General features: G+C 45.3%; 14 protein-coding genes. 1 reads left to right on the top strand and 13 read right to left on the bottom strand.

The window, feature by feature from the left end; translation table 11 throughout:
- Window positions 1–292 precede the first annotated feature (292 nt).
- From murQ to ASD40_RS29415, 13 genes are all read right to left on the bottom strand, one after another.
- Window positions 293–1,204 carry an N-acetylmuramic acid 6-phosphate etherase gene (murQ, locus tag ASD40_RS29355; protein ID WP_057306674.1) on the bottom strand — a complete coding sequence of 304 codons (912 nt, stop codon included), beginning with the start codon at window positions 1,202–1,204 and terminating at the stop codon, window positions 293–295.
- Between the two features lie 39 nt (window positions 1,205–1,243).
- The gene (locus ASD40_RS29360) at window positions 1,244–2,263 is read right to left on the bottom strand and encodes an N-acetylglucosamine kinase (protein ID WP_057306675.1); all 1,020 of its coding nucleotides are present in this window, start codon (window positions 2,261–2,263) and stop codon (window positions 1,244–1,246) included.
- Between the two features lies 1 nt (window position 2,264).
- Entirely contained in the window at window positions 2,265–3,089 is an 825-nt protein-coding gene (locus ASD40_RS29365; protein WP_057306676.1) for a carbohydrate ABC transporter permease, read from the bottom strand.
- A gap of 15 nt (window positions 3,090–3,104) precedes the next feature.
- Window positions 3,105–4,034 (bottom strand): carbohydrate ABC transporter permease, encoded by a 930-nt coding sequence (locus ASD40_RS29370; protein WP_057306677.1) that lies wholly within the window; start codon window positions 4,032–4,034, stop codon window positions 3,105–3,107.
- 28 nt (window positions 4,035–4,062) lie between these two features.
- Complete coding sequence (locus ASD40_RS29375; protein ID WP_057306678.1) at window positions 4,063–5,367, bottom strand: ABC transporter substrate-binding protein; 1,305 nt, start codon at window positions 5,365–5,367, stop codon at window positions 4,063–4,065.
- A 41-nt stretch (window positions 5,368–5,408) separates the two neighbouring features.
- Window positions 5,409–6,431: a serine hydrolase domain-containing protein gene (locus tag ASD40_RS29380; protein WP_063860441.1), complete on the bottom strand. Its 1,023-nt coding sequence runs from the start codon at window positions 6,429–6,431 to the stop codon at window positions 5,409–5,411.
- Window positions 6,424–7,281, bottom strand: a complete 858-nt coding sequence (locus ASD40_RS29385; protein WP_057306679.1) for a MurR/RpiR family transcriptional regulator — start codon at window positions 7,279–7,281, stop codon at window positions 6,424–6,426. The genes ASD40_RS29380 and ASD40_RS29385 overlap by 8 nt, the downstream gene beginning before the upstream one ends.
- A gap of 293 nt (window positions 7,282–7,574) precedes the next feature.
- Complete coding sequence (locus tag ASD40_RS29390) at window positions 7,575–9,230, bottom strand: MGH1-like glycoside hydrolase domain-containing protein (protein WP_057306680.1); 1,656 nt, start codon at window positions 9,228–9,230, stop codon at window positions 7,575–7,577.
- Window positions 9,231–9,358: 128 nt separating this feature from the next.
- Window positions 9,359–10,696, bottom strand: coding sequence for an ABC transporter substrate-binding protein (locus tag ASD40_RS29395; RefSeq protein ID WP_057306681.1), 1,338 nt, complete (start codon window positions 10,694–10,696; stop codon window positions 9,359–9,361).
- Between the two features lie 30 nt (window positions 10,697–10,726).
- On the bottom strand, window positions 10,727–11,566 hold the full coding sequence (locus ASD40_RS29400) for a carbohydrate ABC transporter permease (protein ID WP_057307080.1): 840 nt from the start codon (window positions 11,564–11,566) through the stop codon (window positions 10,727–10,729).
- A 4-nt stretch (window positions 11,567–11,570) separates the two neighbouring features.
- Entirely contained in the window at window positions 11,571–12,488 is a 918-nt protein-coding gene (locus tag ASD40_RS29405; protein ID WP_057306682.1) for a carbohydrate ABC transporter permease, read from the bottom strand.
- Window positions 12,489–12,576: 88 nt separating this feature from the next.
- Window positions 12,577–14,187, bottom strand: a complete 1,611-nt coding sequence (locus ASD40_RS29410; protein ID WP_057306683.1) for a response regulator transcription factor — start codon at window positions 14,185–14,187, stop codon at window positions 12,577–12,579.
- Window positions 14,180–15,985 (bottom strand): sensor histidine kinase, encoded by a 1,806-nt coding sequence (locus tag ASD40_RS29415; protein ID WP_057306684.1) that lies wholly within the window; start codon window positions 15,983–15,985, stop codon window positions 14,180–14,182. Before ASD40_RS29415 ends, ASD40_RS29410 begins: the two co-directional genes overlap by 8 nt.
- 217 nt (window positions 15,986–16,202) lie before the next feature.
- On the opposite strand from ASD40_RS29415, the gene ASD40_RS29420 reads away from it, so the two are divergent.
- Window positions 16,203–17,648, top strand: a complete 1,446-nt coding sequence (locus tag ASD40_RS29420; protein WP_057306685.1) for a spore germination protein — start codon at window positions 16,203–16,205, stop codon at window positions 17,646–17,648.
- The last annotated feature ends 49 nt before the right edge of the window (window positions 17,649–17,697 follow it).

Here is a 17,697-nt window from a genome sequence, read left to right on the forward strand (position 1 = left end):
AATCTGACGTTGATTTCGTACCCACTTTTGCTCAACTGCTCCGAGAGTGTCTTGGGTCGAAGCTCGCGCATGTGCCCGAGAAGCTGGCAATATGCCTCTCAGCTGACCGGCCGTACTGTTTTAAGCGCGTTTTTCTCGCTTATTCGTACATCCTTGAACAATTAAGCGCGAAAAACGCGCTTACAGTTAGAGCTTCTCGGGTCGAAGCTCGCCCTCTTTGCCCGAGAAATTTTCTGCATTTCCATTACAATAAAAATGCCTAAACTGATAACTATCAGCCTAGGCATTGCATTTATTTACTTTGTTCGAGCTGCTTTACAGCATTACCGAAATGATCATTTACTTGAACAAGCGCATCCAAAGCTTTCTCGCGGCTTACGCCAAACATCAGCATCAGAATCGCGACTCTTGCATCTCCCTTAGCTTCCATTCCGACGCGGCGAGCCGTATCTTCATCTGTGCCAGTCGCCTCTTGAATAATCCGCACGGTACGATCCCTAAGTTTCTTATTCGTCGCCTGAACATTTACCATCAGATTGCCATAAACTTTGCCCATTTGAATCATCACAGTCGTCGAGATCATGTTGAGAACCATTTTTTGCGCTGTTCCCGCTTTTAATCTTGTCGACCCCGTAATAATCTCAGGTCCGACAGGCACCTCGATCGGATATTTCACAACAGCACTGAGCTGAGTATCCCGATTACAGCTTATGCCGATCGTCAATAGACCCAACCGGTTAGCCTCTCGTATAGCGCCGATTACATAGGGAGCGGTTCCACTTGCTGTAATACCGATGACTACGTCACCAGCACGTGCAACATCTGCTATCGCACGCACACCAGCTTCTTCATCATCTTCAGCGTTTTCTACAGCTGCACGAATGGCAATTTCTCCTCCAGCAATAATGCCGTTCACAAGCTCCGGCTCAACACCGAACGTAGGTGGGCATTCGGATGCATCTAGAACGCCGAGACGGCCACTGGTTCCAGCTCCAATGTAGAAAAGTCGGCCGCCGCGAGTCATTGCTTCGACCACCGCCTCAGCTGCATCAGAGATTTGCGGTAAAGCTCCGTTTACAGAGAGAGCTACCGTTTGGTCTTCTTCATTCATTAAAGTCACGATCTCCCGAACAGTAAGTCGGTCAAGGTGACTTGACTTTGCATTTCTCTGCTCGGTAACCGTTTGATTAACTTGTTGTACCATGTTACCTTGCCTCCTTTTTATCAATACGCTGCTTTGCGTCTATTTACGGAAGTTAAATGCTGCTATCCGTTGTTTCATTACTTCCGTTAATTCAAAGCCCCGTTCCTGCAAGGCAAGAAGGTAAGCTCCAATCACGGGTGGCCGTTCGAGCAGCCGGACATCGAACATGCCGGACTGTATCAACGGTGTTTGCATAAAGCGATGCTCGAACATTTGATCTGAAAATAAGCCGCCTGTTATCACAAGAGGGATTGTATTTTCCGCCAAATCATGGCTATCGCTTTCCTTCATTGGTTGTTGTTTCTCCATGGAAGTTATAACCGTATTTACGAGCTCTTCTAGCTCCTGAATCGCTTCTTCCACGAGCTTAACAGCAATCGGATCCTCATCGGCTGCAGCCTGCATGACGAGCTTGGATCCATCCGCAATCGCGGTCCGTACATTGTCATGGCCATAAATGGTGTTGATCAATTGCCCAGGATGCTGTAAGGACCAACGTTCAAGAACTAACCCTGTCAAAGCTGTAGGCTCTCCTCGGCCGTCATACGCCCGCATAACAGCCACAAGCGCTTTCCGCCCAAGATCAAACCCACTTCCTTCATCGCCGAGTAAATAGCCCCAGCCTCCGACTCTTACAAATCCGCCCGTCGCCGGATCGAATCCATACGCGATGGAGCCTGTGCCTGAAATGAGCGCAATGCCCTTCTGTCCCCATGTACCAGCAGCCAACGCGGTAACTGCATCATTGTGGACGGTGATCGGAACACCTTCCGGCAATTCGGTTTGGAGCCAGTCGCCGATCCGTTTCCGGTCTTCGGGGCGGTCACTCCCGGCCAACCCAAGGAAGATCCCACCTAATTGGGACATTTCTGTACCCGATTGGTCTAATACATCCCGGATGAGTGTGAGCAGAACACGCTGAACATCTTCCCATGGACGGGACTTCACACTGCTTGATTCACCGCGGCTTTCAGCCAAAATGTTACCTTCCGCATCGCCGAGAATACATACTGTTTTGGTCCCTCCGCCGTCAATCCCAATATAATTAGTTTCAGCCATATTATTTCACCGCTCCTGCCGTCATGCCTTCCATAAACTGTTTCGACGCTAGGAAAAACATGACAATCATTGGCACTGAAGCCAAGGTTAAGCCGGCAAATAGCATACTTAAATCTGTAGAGTACTGTCCGAACAGTGACAGCATGCCAACCGGTATCGTCTTTTTCATATCGTCTTGGATAAAAATCAGCGGGAAGAAGAAATCGTTCCACGCCATAATAAAATTCATAATCATGACCGTCCCCAGTGCAGGGCGAATAAGCGGCAGCAGAACGTGCCACATGACACCGAAATCCGAAGAACCATCAATGCGCGCTGCTTCCTCGAGCTCCTTCGGCAGCGTTCTAAAAAAGCCAGTTAAGATCAGGACAGCAAGCGGCATTCCGATCGCCGTATACACGCTAACAAGCGACCAAACGCTATTCAACAGGGCTAGCTTCTTCATTAATAGGAACAAGGGTACGATCCCAAGCTTAATTGGAATCATCATGCCTAAGAGGAAAAAGAAGAACAGCGCACCATTCCAACGGAACGGATATCGTGCAATATAAAATGAAGCCAAAACGCCAAACAGCAAGATCAAAGCTACGGAAACAACACTAACCACGACACTGTTCCAAAAATATGTTCCAAACGGAATTTGATGGATTAGCTTACTATATGCCGTAAACGATATAGAAGTCGGAAGCGACATCGGGTTTTTCAAAATCTGGATATTCGTCTTGAAAGAGGAGGTCAGCATCAGAAAGATCGGATACAAACTGACCAGTGCACCCAAGTACGCAGCAGCGTATTGGAGCCCCCGAACGGATTTGTTGGTTTTCATGGTGTGCCTCCTTTCTTAATGCTGTGACGATTGGTTCCTTGTGAAGTACAGGAACAACGCGGAAATGGTTGCGATAATGAAAAATAGTACGACTGCCAATGCCGAGCCCAGGCCTAATGCGACCGAATCGCCGCCAGACGAGCCGCCAAAAGCAATCCGATAAAAGAACACAGCAAGCGTGTCAGTGGAGTTGTAAGGTTCCCCTTGCGAACCTTCCATGGCATAGATAAGTTCGAACGCTTCGAATGCATGAATAAAGGTAAACACCGTAATGATGATTAATGACTGACTCATCATCGGCAGAATGATGGAACGGATCAGGCGGAAGCCTTTTACTCCGTCCAATCTCGCCGCTTCGATGACTTCTGTCGATATAGCGTGCAAACCTGCAAGAAATATCAACATGGAGAAGCCTATGCCAAACCAGCTGTTGACGATTGTAATGGATGTTAACGCATAAGCCGGATCCCCGAGCCAAGGCTTAGCCCACGAAACAAGACCGATCTTTTTGAGCAGCACATTGACAATACCATTGTTCGGGTTCAACATAAGTTTCCACAAAAAACCTACGACGATGACAGAAAGCAGCCTCGGTAAAAAGTAAGCCATTTTCAGAAAGTTCGAACCCTTAAGCTTGCTGTAAACCAGATAGGCAAGTACGAACGCAATCACGTTCTGAACAGCCATTTCAACAGCAAAATAATAAAGATTATGACCGAACGCATTCCAAAATAAATGGTTGAACGGTTCTTTTGTAAACAGGCTCACAAAGTTGCCCAGCCCCACAAACTCCCCGCGGGTGTGACCTTTCCAGTCATAAAAACTGTAACCGAAAGCCGAAAGGATCGGATAGATCACGAAGAGAATGTAAACGGCGAGGGCAGGAACCGGGAACAGATGAACTGCTCCCTTTTTCCACCAAGACGATTTTGCAAAGTTATTCATGTGCCCCCACCCCTCTTCTTAAACTGAATTATTTCTTAGGCTTGAACCATGTATCTGCACTCTTTTGAACTTCTTCCGCAACTTGCTCCGGAGTCAATTTGTTCAAATACATGCCTTGAATTGAGTTTTCTAAAGTGGCTTTGGTTGTAGGGTTGCCTGCATTGAAATAGACAACGGATGCGTAAGGCGTAGAAATCGTATCCGCATTCTTAGCAATTTTGGCTACAAGCGGATCTTTCGCCGCGACACCTGGGATTGTGCTTGGTTTCTGCAGTTCATTAACAGCTAGCGCTCCGAACTCTTTCGTTGTCAAAAACTCCATAAATTTCAGAGCTTCCGCCTTATGAGCAGATTTCGCATTCACTGAGAAAGATCCGTCTACCCAAGTTGTAACTGTTGCTTTGCCATCGGCTTTCATTGACGGTACTGGGAACACATCCATTTGCAGATCTGGATTCGTTTTCTTCATAACAGCATATTCCCAATCGCCCATGACCATCATGGCTGCTTGCTCGGAAACAAACATGTTTCTCATATCGTCCATCCCGATCCCTACATAATTATCAGGGAAGTACGGAGTCAAATCTTTGAGCATTTTAATCGAGCTTACATATTCCGGGCTTTTGAAATTCGCTTCGCCGGCAAGAATCTTCTTAATGAAATCAGTCCCGTAAACGGACGGTGCAAGTGTACCTTGGGTCAGGGATAGAATCCAACCTTCTTTTGAGCCGAAAGCAAATGGAGTCACTTTATTTTTCTTTAAAGTATCCGCCGTTTTCAACAACTCATCCCACGTTTTAGGCTCTGTGAGATTATACTTTTGGAAGATTTTCTTGTTGTAAAATACTTGTGTCGAACTGAATACAGTTGGAACGCCGTAGACTTTACCATCTGATCCTGTAGCAGCCAACAAAGTATCTTTCGAGAATACGTCCATTCCCTTGAGGCTTGTCAACGGCTCTAAATAACCGGCATCTGCTAACACAGCACCTGCCGCATAAGGACGAAGATGAATAATATCAGGGCCATTCCCACTTTGCAGACCTGTGTTAAGGGCAGTGTTATATTCCGTATTTTTTATCGGCTTGAAATCAATATCAATGTTCGGGTTGCTTTTCTTGAATTCAGCAATGATTTTAGCGTAAGCATCCGCATCTTCCGTACGCCAGCTTCCCATTGTCAACTTCACTTTTTCCTGAGGTGCTGCCGATGGTGTTGTACTAGCTCCACCAGGTGTCGTGCTAGGAGTTGCGGTATTGCTGTTGCTGCAAGCGACAAGCATGGAAGAAGCAGCGACCATAGTTAATAATGCCCCACTGAATAAACGTTTCATTTAGAAAGCCTCCCTTTAATGTTTACTTATATATTTTAACCTCATGATTGAAATGAGGACAAAACCGTTTCATGCAAAATTGGACGCAGCTCCCGGATCATGTTGTTTCGACCCAAATGAACCGCATTGGTAAGAAATATGACGCTGATGCCCTGTTCGGGGGCAACCCACAAGCTCGTTCCGGTAAAACCAGTATGACCGAAGCTACCCGTAGGCCAGCTTTCTCCGCAGCTCAGAACATTGGCGGGATCATGCTTGACTTCCCAGCCAAGTCCTCGGTCGCCTACGGGAGCAGCTGTGGTTTCTCGCATCAGCGATGGTGGAACAATATCCCAGCGTTCCGGTTGCAACCACCATGCCGCATAGCGGGCTAGGTCGTCCGCTGTTGCGAATAATCCCGCACTGCCGGTAACACCGCCGAGGTGGAAACTCTTTTCATCATGAACTTCGCCGATGATGTAAGCTCCATCTACCTGTTCGGTTGCAGCAATACGATCTTGAAGTTCGGGCCTGGGGTTAAAAACCGTATTCTGCATCTCAAGTGGATCGAATATTTGCTGCTTAACAAAACGATCCAACGGCTCGCCAGACACTCGTTCTACAATAATCCCTAGGAGGATCATACCGAGATCACTATACAGCTTTTCCTTACCTGGCTGAAATAAAAGCTCTTGCGCCAAAATTTCCTCGATTAGGTTAGGCCGAGCTGCTTTGCGCGGAAAATATGGCAAATCCGGCGGCAGCCCGGACGCATGCATCAAGAGATGACGCAGTGTGACTTGCGAATGGCGGAATGCAGGCAAGTAAGCCTGCACGGAGCTATCCATCGACAGTTTCCCTTTGGCCACTAGTACAAGAATTGCCGGAAGTGTAACGGTTACCTTCGTAAGGGATGCGATGTCAAACATTGTGTTCAAACGAATCGGATGTTCCTTTGTGCCGTCGGAGAATGATCCATATGCTTTTTGAAATCGCAAGCGGTTCGATACAGTAATGTCGAGCACAGCGCCGGGTAAGAGCCCCTCTCGCACCCATCCTTCTACCAAGCGGTCCACTTTATCCATTGCGTTTCCCCACCATGACGGCTTGTCTCGTCTTTTCTAGAGATTTGATACTTTCCTCATAATGGCGGCCAGCAATTCCGGCGTACAAAATATCGATCACATTCAGTTGAGAAATCCTCGAGGCCATCGCCCCGCTGCGAATGCTCTTCTCTAAGGTGCTTATAAACAACTGTATATCCGCAAGCTCCGCTACTGGATTAGCTCCAAACCGGGTCAGTGTAATGACAGAGGCACCGTTATTCTTAGCTACAGCGAGAGCACGAATCATGTCTTCGGTTTGGCCTGAATAGGAAATACCGAAAACTACGTCACCGGGAATTAGATTTGCTGCAATGGTTGCTTGAGCATCAAACCCGGTGCCAATTTCACACCAGCGATTAATACGCGTTAGCTTTTGCATGAAATCCTTCGCGATAACCGCCGATGCGCCTACACCGAAGACACCAACTTTTCTTGCGCTGCTCAGCGAATGAATGGCTTTTTCCACACTTTCCGGAGAAAGTACCGTTAATGTATCTTGGATAGAAACAATATTGTTATTGGAAACCGATTTAATGAGATCTACGATAGATCCGTCAGTGCGGATTTCTTGGTACGATTCTGCAGGTAGGGACGATTGTGATAAATCACCTGCGATCCTCAGCTTCAACTCTTGAAATCCTTTACAGTGAAGGGAGCGTGATAGCCTAACAATCGTCGCTTCACTTACGTCAGCAAACTCTGCCAGCTTCTGCACAGAAAGGCTGACTACCTGTTCAGGATGCTCCAAAATATATTGTGCAGCCCTGCGCTCCATCGGCTTTAAGCTCCCTATAGCCGCTTCTATACTTACTAATCCACCTTTTAACATGGGAGTCACCCTCTACGGTTCATCTATAGTTTTGAACTTGCATATCCTTATTATAGAGTTTTATTTCACTTTGTCTATATGTTTCTGAAATTTTATTTCACATTTTGCGTTAGGTTAGGTCCTGATCAATCAACCTGATAACTAAAAAAAAGATCAAGTCTCATTTGATTGAGGGCTTGATCTTATCTTTATCCGTTCACCATTGATACCGTCGATTTATTCTTCCAATCTTGCTATAGATTGAGGTGTCTTAAATCGGGATCCATCGTCATATATGCTAAATTGAGGTCATTCTATCCATAAGTTGGTGCAATAACACCCAGATCGGCAGCTCGCTTTTTCATCTCATGACCTTCAACCATATCGATCCATTCATTTCCTTTCACAGCAACTTGCCATTCGCGCCCTTCATACGAAATAACTCCTTCTACCGTTCGAACAGTCATACCGATAAACGACTTCAATTTTCCTTCACGGTCGGTTACAGCTCTTAAGCCATTTGGAAATTGAAGAGTTACCACACCGTTCCTATAAACCACTGATTCATCCTTCGTATTGACCAGTTCAAATGTAATACCGTCGATAACCCGACTGTAAGCAGTCCCATTCGCAATCTCTTCACCATGATCAACCGCATAAGGCAGCAGTCCTGTAAACCAAAGCTCATCATCTGGTCTAGGCATGATACCGCTCAAACGTTCAACGTAGTCCAACATACACAAAATCGCCGGTGAATAAGTCTCCGTGAAACCTTCCTCTCCTGTCCACGGACTTAGCGCTTGAGCGAATCGTGTCATTTTGTGAAATGCAGCCATTAACGGATATAACACATAGGTGAGTTCTACAAACCTTCCATGATGCTCAAAAGCATGCGGTGCACGGATTAAGCTAAGGAAATTGGATGGCCCTGCCCAGCTGTTATAACTGGAAAAAGGGTCAAATCTCGGATCGTCCATAGCCATCGACGTAAATGGGTATTTGGCAAAAAACTTTCGCGTATTCAACAAGTATTTGCGCAAAGCTTGATCAAAGAAGGCTCGATCTCCCACTTCACATGCGAGCACACGCAGAAGGACATCAGACTGTACACGAACATGCACATCATTTTTATCCAGATCATAAAAGAACTGATCCTTCTCATCAAAACAAAACTGGAACAAGCTGTTTAAGCTCATTTCCGCCTTTTCCCGCCAAAGCTCCCCACTCTCCTCGAGTTCTTCCGCAATTCTCGCTAGGTAGAGTCGCTGACAGTATACATTGGCCGTTAAGTCAGGCGCAACGAATGGCAAGATTGGGGAGTCCGGATTACAAATTCTTGCGTCATTACCATGGGGCGTATCCGGAACATGCCAAAAACGGGGGGATAAATCATGTCCCGTATCAAATGTGCAAAAGGCTTCCACTCCATTCGTTCCGCGTGTATTGCGATAGGTGTACAGCCAATCATCGTAACTCTGCATAGCTGTATACATTTTTCGTAAAAACGTCTTATCCTGCCCATTCAACTGATAGTGATTCCATACACTTCTAGCAAGCGGCGTCACCAACTGAATTTGTCTGTAAGAAGGACCTGAATCCGTGAGTTTATAAGGCATTAGACCATCTTCACGCTGGTAATCAGCAAATAATTCATAAGTCGATTGCGAAACAGAAGGAATGAAACGCGATAACAATTCAGCGTTAATCGTCCCCGTGCTTTCCAACCAGCATCCTAGATAAATACCACCTTCATGCAATATAGGCTTCTCTCCACCCGTCGGTACGACACAGTCCAATAGTTTACGCAGAGCCTCGTAGTACACGCCCTCCAATTTATCGGAAGATGCCGCAAACTTCACTCCCGACTGGTTCCATTCTGCAAGAACGGGGCCATCTGATTCCTTTTTTAAAGGGCCCATCCGCTCCTCCGTATGAATCCCACGCAGCTTGCTTAACAATGCTTCTTTCATATATCCGCCTCTTCTCTCTAGTTAGGAATACGTCTTTTGTCATCCAATTGAAAAGAAATAGACTGCCAATGGCAGCCTATTTCTCCCGACAAGCGGCTTTGTTATTAATTATTTTTATTTATTATTCGTTATTTGTTATTGTTGAAAATTTTTACGGTTCCGTTATAGAAATCCTCAACGCCCTTTTTCACATCTTTTTTACCAAAGCCAATTTCTTGCACAGTTGTTTCAATCAGTTTCGTATATTCCGTATTGCCTGGAGGGTTATAACTGATCGCAAACGGCTCTTTATTCGTCGCTGCCGAGACGCGGCTTGTGTAATCATAGATGATCTGCTCAACCGGGTTGGCATCCTTCTTCAGAAGATCACGCATTTTGGAAGTCACAGGAACACCACGATCATTACCCAAAATTTTCGCCGCGTCGGGATCATTGATCCAATAGTTCATGAGCATCGCAACCTCCTTTGGATGCTTTGTTTTCGCATAACCGGATAATCCTTGGCTCGATTCGAAAACAACACCGGTCCCTTTCGGTCCGCGAGGCAGTTGAACAAGTGCCAGTTTGTCTGGAATCAGGTTTTGATGAGCGCCCAACTGATTGGATGCGAGTAAGCTCATCGCTACTTTTCCGGTTACAACGAGTGATTTACTCGTATCTGACGGCGGATTGGATACTTGCAAAGCTGGTGTTACAACGCCGCCTGTTTTTGTCATCGTATTCCATAAATTGAACCACTCTTCCGCATCCTTCTGTTCAAAGCCTAGCTTAGCATTATCCATATCGTAGAGCTGCTTGCCTCTTTGTTTCAAATAAATATCCATGCCATCGACTGTAAAATTGTATGTCCCGAACACATCTTTACCGAGCTTATCCGTAATTTCTTTGCTGATTCGTCCATAATCGTCCCATGACCAACCATCTTGCGGAACAGGAATACCTGCTTTTTTGAACAACTCCGTATTAACGACAATACCACGTGCATTAGCTCCGGCGGAGACGTGTAGCAGCTTTCCTTTGAAGGTACCGTATTGGATCATCGATTTGTCCATATCGTTTAAATCAAGCTCTTTCCCCACGAATGGATCCAGTTCAAGCAGCACGTTTTTATTCGCATAATCGACTACGTTCCCTCCGAGGAAAAACGCATCTGGCGCAGTACCCGAAGCCAACTGCGTATTTAGTTTATCGAAATAACCTGAACTCGGGGCAAATTCACCGACAATTTTGATATTTGGGTTTTTCTCCTCGAACTTGCGAAGCGCTTCATTGGTACGATCTGCCCGTTTCTGGTCACCCCACCACATAATTCTTAGCTCTACCGGCTCTGCCTTTGCTACTTCTTTAGCTGTACCTGCAGCTGTTGCGTTTGGAGCGCTGCTGTTTCCCGTGCCGGTCCCTGAAGAACAAGCGGTTGTAATGGCCATCAACATGGCTAGTGTTGTTATCGCAAAACGTTTTTTCATCTGAAATCTCCCCCTGAACAAATATTAGAATTATTTAAGACCTGTGGTCGCAATACCTTCTAAAAAATACTTTTGGAAAGAAAGAAAAATCGTCATGATCGGAACTAGTGAAAGAACGGACATTGCGAGCAGCGCACCCCAATCGGATTCTCCCGAAGGATCAAATAACGAGCGAATACCGAGCTGAACGGTAAACAGCTTGATATTGTTGAGGTAAATCATTTGCGAAAAAAAGTCGTCCCATGTCCAGATGAACGTGAAAATAGCGGTTGTGATTAAAGCAGGAACAAGAAGCGGTAAAATGATGCGAAAATAAATCTGGCCTTGCCCGCAGCCATCAATGGTTGCGCTTTCGTCCAATTCCTTCGGAATTCCTCGAATGAACTGAACCATAAGTAAGATGAAGAACGAATCGTGTGCTAACCATTTCGGTACAATCAGCGGTAAATACGTGTTGATCCATTCAATCTTGTTATAAATAATGTATTGAGGAACCAAAGTGACATGGTACGGAAGCATAATGGTGACCAGCATAAGGCTAAACCAAAGCTTTTTGAATCTAAATTCTAGCCGTGCAAACGCATAGGCGGCAAAGGAGCATGTGATAATATTGCCTAGGACAGAGAGCACCGAGATTTGAGCTGAATTCAGGAAGAAACGCCCAAACGTTGTGCCCTGCAGCCCTTTCCAACCATTCATGTAATTGTCAAACGTCACTTTCTTGGGCCAAAGACTTGTATCTGAGAAAATCAATTGATTCGGCTTAAAGGAACTGCTAAGCAGCCATAAGACTGGATAGAGCATCAGCAAGCCAAAGGCGATAATCAACAGATGCTTCAGCAGCTTGGTGTAGTTCGTATTCGCAATCATCTGGTCATCCCCTTTCATCCTTGCCGTCCCCATAGAATACCCAATACTTCGATGTCACGAATACAATGGCTGTTAGCACACCGATTACGACCAGCATAATCCATGCAAGCGCTGAGGCGTATCCCATATCGAAAAAGGAAAACCCTTTCAGATACAAATACAAGGTGTAGAATAAGGTCGAGTTCACCGGTCCTCCGCGTCCATCTCCAATGACATAACCGGGTGTAAACACTTGGAACGAATTAATAATGCTCATCACTAGGTTGAAGAAAATGACCGGGGATAGCAGCGGAAGCGTAATTTGAAAAAACTGTCGTACTTTCCCTGCTCCATCTACTTGTGATGCTTCATAAAGATCAGCCGGCACCTGCTTAAGTCCTGCCAGAAAGATGACCATGGCCGATCCAAACTGCCATACAGACAAGGTAATGATCGTGGACATTATGTAATCAGGGTGAGCTACCCAAGCTGGGCCCTGAAGACCAAACCAACTTAAGAATTGATTGAATAATCCATCCCCATCGAATATTTTCCTCCAAACGATAGCAATCGCAACGCTCCCCCCAAGTAGGGATGGGATGTAATAAACCGTTCGATAAACCCCGAGTGCACGAATCCCTTTATTAAGCGCCAAGGCCACTATTAAAGCAAAAATAAGTCTTAGGGGCACAGATAATAGGGCATATTGAAAGGTAATCCCCATTGAGTGATAAAAGGAGTCATCTTCGTTAAAGATTTGCACATAATTGTCTAGTCCTAACCATCTGGGGGCATTTAACAAATTAAATTTCGTAAAGGATAGATACAGCGACCCCATCATAGGGCCCAATGTTAAGCAGAAAAAACCAACTAACCAAGGTAATAAAAATAAATAAGCTGTGCGATTTTGCCGCGAAAGGGCGGTTTTACTTAATGATGACATGAGAGCGCCCTCCTCCTTCGTGATCGATAGCGATGAATACTCATCACTCGTAAGATCATCATAAGGATTATAGGCGCTCCTTTGAATGCTATTTCTTCGGCTCTTGATTATCAATTTTTTCAGGTACTGTGAGACGCAGACGATAATCAGATGGCGGCATCCCATACATGCGTTTAAATTTAGAACTGAAGTAGCTGGCATTCGAAAAGCCTGTCAGTTCAGCGATATCCCATAAGCTCAGCATCGTTTCTTCAAGCAGTTGTACAGCTTTTGCCATTCGCACATCCGTGATGTATTGAATGAACGTTTTTCCGGCTTTGGCTTTGAACATTTCGGAAAAATACGAAGAATTATAATTAAAACGTTCGGCCAGCATAGTCAAATTAATATCGTACATATAGTTTTCATGAATGAATTGCTCTGCGGCTTGTATCATGGAAAGTTCATCTCCAACAGGATCATTGGCCGAGCTGACAATTTTATATGCCAGGTTATATAGAAATTGCTGTGCTTTAGCTGCCGTATCGAACCCCCATACTTGCTCGGGACGAATCCACAGCTGTTCTCCGTTATCCAAGTCAATACGGGTCGTATAAGCCAGCGTGTCCAGCATGAGATATAGCTGAAAAATAAGTTTAACGAATCTAGCCTGCGATGCTGCGAAAGCTTCATTCAATTCTTTGTGAATCGCCTGTTCGAAAGCAGCAAGCTCGCCACGAGCCAAATAACGCTGCATGACCTTATTCGTTTCCTCCGAGAGTGCAGCCTCCGGCGTTGATAGATTGTGCAGGGTTTGTGAATCTTTATTGCCCTTCAAGTTCCACTCCAAAAGTGAAGACAGATAACCATCCTTCCACTGATTAAGCCCAATAACCATTTTGCCGATGCTAATCACTGGCTGGTATCCCAAATGATCGGTCACGGCAATGCGAAGCGTATCGACCAAGTGATCTAGGTTTGTATGGGACGCCACAGCTATAAAATGCATTAATCCTGCATAGTTCGCATCGCGGAAGACTTGAATTTGACCCGGGATCATCTCTGCAACTTCCCTGCAAACCATTTCAAACGGCAGCCGCAGCTTGTCCGGCGAACGCTCCAATCGCCCCGCGCCACCAGTGCGTTCCATAAAACCAGCTGTAAGGAAACAAACACGGAATTCCTCCCAGGTATCCAATTGAAACAGCTTCGCCTTCTCCCTAATCGTTGCTTCCCGTGCCAATTCCTCTTTAACTAGGTGAACGATAAAATGCTCTTTCATTTCTTTATAATATTGCGAAAGCCGCCACGCCATCATAGCTTGCTGATCACGCTCGTTTCGCTGCGCATCGAGCTCATAAATTACCTTCAGCATAGCCTCTCTGAGTTCATCTTGCGTCACCGGCTTCAGCAAATAATCCCTTGCCTGATGACGAATAGCTGCCTTGGCATAATGAAAATCTTCATAGCCTGTAATGACGATCAGCCGTAAAGACGGATAGTGCTCATGACAAGCTTCCAAAAAGGATACCCCATCCATCAATGGCATGTTCATATCTGTAATCACGATGTCTACCGGATGATTCGTCAACCATGCAACAGCCTCTGCCCCGTTTCCCGCTTCCCCTACAATGGAAAGCCCGAGGCTTTCCCACTCTACTTTGAGCCTAAGTCCTTGCCGAATTTCAGGTTCATCATCGACTATGAGTACACTATACATCTATCATTCCTCCTTGCAGCGGCAAAATAAGTGCTATCTGGGTCCCATACTGCTTTGTGGAATCGATCTCAAAAGCAAACAACGGCCCATAATAAAGTTGGCATCTAGCTAAAACATTGCGTAATCCGATCTGCTGTGATCGGCTGTTCAATATTTGCTCAAACTGCGAGGTTAACGATTCCGTTCTCAGCTGCTGTACCAGCTCCTCTGGAATCCCGGGACCGTTATCCGCAACGGAAAGGATGAGTCGGTTATGTTCATGCCGTACCCGTATAATCACGTTAGCCTCAGCTTGTTCCCTAAAGCTGTACTTCACGGCATTTTCAATTAAAGGCTGCAAAATAAATTTAGGTATGACGCATTGACGCATATTATCGTCTTCTTCGACCGCAATTTGAAGCCGATCGGCAAATCGGATTTGCAAGATAGACACATAATGGCGAACATATTTCAGCTCTTCTTCCAGCGGTATCAGGTCGTCATTTATTTTCAATGAGAAGCGCATCATTTTCCCTAGAGATTCAATCACTCTCACCGTATCTTGTATGCGCTGCTGCATCGCCAGACTACTTAGCAATTCTAATGTATTAAATAGAAAATGAGGATTAATTTGCATCAATAATGCTTTATACTCTGCTTGCTGCCTAAGCAGCTTTAGTTCAAATTCCGTCGTAATATGGTGTCTTAACTGACTCACCATGTTCCTGAACGTTGTCGTCACATAGCCGACTTCATTCCGAACTCTTGCCTCGGCCGGAATCCGATTCTCAGCGGCGTGGAAATCGCCCATCTGCACATAACGCATCGCTGATGCGAGCCGAGAGAGCGGTTTGGAAATCCCATGCGAAAGCCATATAGCAGTAGCAATGGCTGCAACAAGTAATACGGATGCGAAGATAAGGATGTTCGTTCGAAGCTTGTACAGCTTTCCGTATAAATCAGCTTCAGGCACGATGCCAACCAGCAGCCAGTTATTGAGCTTCAGCTTTTTATAAACGAGAATGTCTTTGGCGCCATGCTCATTCTCTACATAGACCACCCCATTCTGGAGATGGTTCGCGCGGATCGCTTCCATTTGTTTCGCTGCCTCCGGATGGGAGGATGCATATTCCTGTTGACCCAAAACGGAATCTCCCTGCCCATCCAACAGGAAAATAGTGCCTTTCTCTCCAAGATGAATCCGACTTAGCGGTTCGAGAAAGAATTCGGATTTCACATTAACTTTCATCATGTTTTTGGATTTTGAGGGCTCAAACGTGCCAATGGGCAGCAATAAACTCAGCACGTCAAATGGCTTCGAACGTCTTACCTCAATCGGATCTTGATGAGCGGATACCCACTGGACTCCTCTTGTTTTAAAATGCTCATACCACTGCTCACTCTTGAACGATGTATCATTCATGATCTGATTATCCGCGGAGATCCACATCCCTTCTTGCCGATACACGGTGACCGACGATACAATCGAATAATTGTTCGTCGTCTGTGTCAAAAATTGGCTTAAATTAATGTTCGCGAGCATCTTTTCCCCGGCGGGCAAAGCAGGATCAGAGAGCGCAATGTCCCAACTTTTCGTTGTACTGCTGTTAAACACAATTGAGGAAACATCGTAGATTTGCACTAGTGCCATGTTGACGAAGGACCCATACTCGTCCATCTTTTCATAGGCTGACGACTCAATGTAGGAGCGAATAATTGAGCGGGATTCCGTAAAAAAAAGGTAAGACATTGTCCCGGTAGAAACGAGCAGTAAAACCACAAAACAAACAATCAATCGGTTTTTGAGCGAATAGAACATCGTGGACCCCCTCAGTCTGCACAACCATCGCTAGTTAATTACATCCATATAACGCCTAGAAGCTAGGGTTTGTCAACAAAAAACACATCCAATGAGGTGTCGAAGTTAATGTTCAAATTGTTATTTGCATAATCCTAGGAATAAAAGCGAATAATTCCTTTATTATGAAATGTTTCCGATTTGGCCTTAGATCATTTTACATTGAGGGGATTGGAAAATGGAACTAAAACAGGAACCCATCAGTACTTCCGTTTCCCAAAATCTAGAGAAATTATTGCAATATTTTAGTCAAAATGAATATCTGGTTGTCAGAAACATCACTACAAATGACGGTCAATCGTTAGCGTCTATTATTTACTTGAATATCCTTGTTGACGAAAACATCTTAAATCAACAAATCATCCGTAAAATGTCCGAAGATCTTCTTTACTGGAAGGGACCCGTTGATGATGCGATTACAGGATCGTTATACTCGTTAGGCGCAGTTAGACTTTTGCCAAATTTAGATGCGGTCGTGAGCATGATTACGGATGCAGGCTTCGTTATATTTGTTGAAGGTCGTTCAGAATCATACGGAATGATGTTGCCCGGATATGAAACACGCGCGATAGACGAACCAAAGCTTGAAGTCAACGTACGTGGGCCACGTGAGGGGTTCACCGAAGATTTGCAAATTAATTTGGGGATGGTTTATAGAAGACTGAAGACATCGGATTTGAAATCTAAATCCTATATTATTGGACGACGGAGTCAAACAAAAGTATCCGTCTTGTATCTCGATACTCAGGTTGATCATACCGTTCTAGAAAAATTGATGAGTAGACTCGATGCTATTGACTTGAATGTTCTAGGAGATAGCGCCCAAATAGAGGAATGGATTCAAGATAATACGTTCTCACCATTCCCGCAAATTCTAAATACGGAACGCCCCGATCGGATTGTTACCGCCTTGAACAGAGGGAAAATTGCGATCATCACCGATGGGACTCCGATAGCTTTAATTGCCCCCAGCTCATTTTTTGAAATGATGCATCCCAGCGAGGATCTTTACGAAAGGTTTTATTTTGCTAATTTTTTACGCTTAATACGGTTGATCACTCTGTTCACATCCTTGTTTGGGCCTTCTTTATATATCGCCTTAACTACCTTCCATCTGGAAATGGTCCCTACACCGCTAATGATGGCCTTCCTTTCTGCCAAAGCGGGGATCCCTTTTCCGAGTTTTATCGAAGCTTTCATCATGGAGGTGGCATTCGAGGTGCTGCGCGAAGCCAGCTTGCGGTTGCCTCGCGCTGTCGGCCAATCTGTCAGTATCGTAGGTGCACTCATCATCGGAGAAGCAGCGGTACAGTCGGGAATCGTTTCCCGTCCGGTTGTGATTGTAGTTGCCATGACAGGAATTGCTTCCTTTACAATTCCGTCTTTTAGTACAGCCATCGCTTTGCGAATGTTACGGTTTCCTCTCATGCTTCTTGCAGCTTCTACAGGTGTCTTTGGGCTCTCTTTGGGATTGTTCGCAATCCTTTTGCATCTATGTTCCTTACGGTTCTGTGGAGTACCGTTCTTAGAACCGGTCGATTCTGAAAGCTTAAGAAATACATTTAAGAAATTCATCCTCCTTCCGGCCCGATATCGAAGTTCCTCATCGTATAAGAGGAAATAAGATTATAAGGCAAAGGTGAAGGGGAAATTTATTTTTGGAATTGAAGGCG

This window comes from Paenibacillus sp. Root444D2 (assembly GCF_001426375.1).
In the GTDB taxonomy this organism is placed as follows: domain Bacteria; phylum Bacillota; class Bacilli; order Paenibacillales; family NBRC-103111; genus Paenibacillus_E.

What these genes read in the sequence shown, in the direction of transcription:
- ASD40_RS29420 (WP_057306685.1), top strand. Translation starts at nt 16,203, where the DNA reads ATGGAACTAAAACAGGAACCCATCAGTACTTCCGTTTCCCAAAATCTA.
- ASD40_RS29405 (WP_057306682.1), bottom strand. Translation starts at nt 12,488, where the DNA reads ATGTCATCATTAAGTAAAACCGCCCTTTCGCGGCAAAATCGCACAGCT.
- murQ (WP_057306674.1), bottom strand. Translation starts at nt 1,204, where the DNA reads ATGGTACAACAAGTTAATCAAACGGTTACCGAGCAGAGAAATGCAAAG.
- ASD40_RS29395 (WP_057306681.1), bottom strand. Translation starts at nt 10,696, where the DNA reads ATGAAAAAACGTTTTGCGATAACAACACTAGCCATGTTGATGGCCATT.
- ASD40_RS29415 (WP_057306684.1), bottom strand. Translation starts at nt 15,985, where the DNA reads ATGTTCTATTCGCTCAAAAACCGATTGATTGTTTGTTTTGTGGTTTTA.
- ASD40_RS29370 (WP_057306677.1), bottom strand. Translation starts at nt 4,034, where the DNA reads ATGAATAACTTTGCAAAATCGTCTTGGTGGAAAAAGGGAGCAGTTCAT.
- ASD40_RS29410 (WP_057306683.1), bottom strand. Translation starts at nt 14,187, where the DNA reads ATGTATAGTGTACTCATAGTCGATGATGAACCTGAAATTCGGCAAGGA.
- ASD40_RS29360 (WP_057306675.1), bottom strand. Translation starts at nt 2,263, where the DNA reads ATGGCTGAAACTAATTATATTGGGATTGACGGCGGAGGGACCAAAACA.
- ASD40_RS29375 (WP_057306678.1), bottom strand. Translation starts at nt 5,367, where the DNA reads ATGAAACGTTTATTCAGTGGGGCATTATTAACTATGGTCGCTGCTTCT.
- ASD40_RS29385 (WP_057306679.1), bottom strand. Translation starts at nt 7,281, where the DNA reads ATGTTAAAAGGTGGATTAGTAAGTATAGAAGCGGCTATAGGGAGCTTA.
- ASD40_RS29365 (WP_057306676.1), bottom strand. Translation starts at nt 3,089, where the DNA reads ATGAAAACCAACAAATCCGTTCGGGGGCTCCAATACGCTGCTGCGTAC.
- ASD40_RS29400 (WP_057307080.1), bottom strand. Translation starts at nt 11,566, where the DNA reads ATGATTGCGAATACGAACTACACCAAGCTGCTGAAGCATCTGTTGATT.
- ASD40_RS29380 (WP_063860441.1), bottom strand. Translation starts at nt 6,431, where the DNA reads ATGGATAAAGTGGACCGCTTGGTAGAAGGATGGGTGCGAGAGGGGCTC.
- ASD40_RS29390 (WP_057306680.1), bottom strand. Translation starts at nt 9,230, where the DNA reads ATGAAAGAAGCATTGTTAAGCAAGCTGCGTGGGATTCATACGGAGGAG.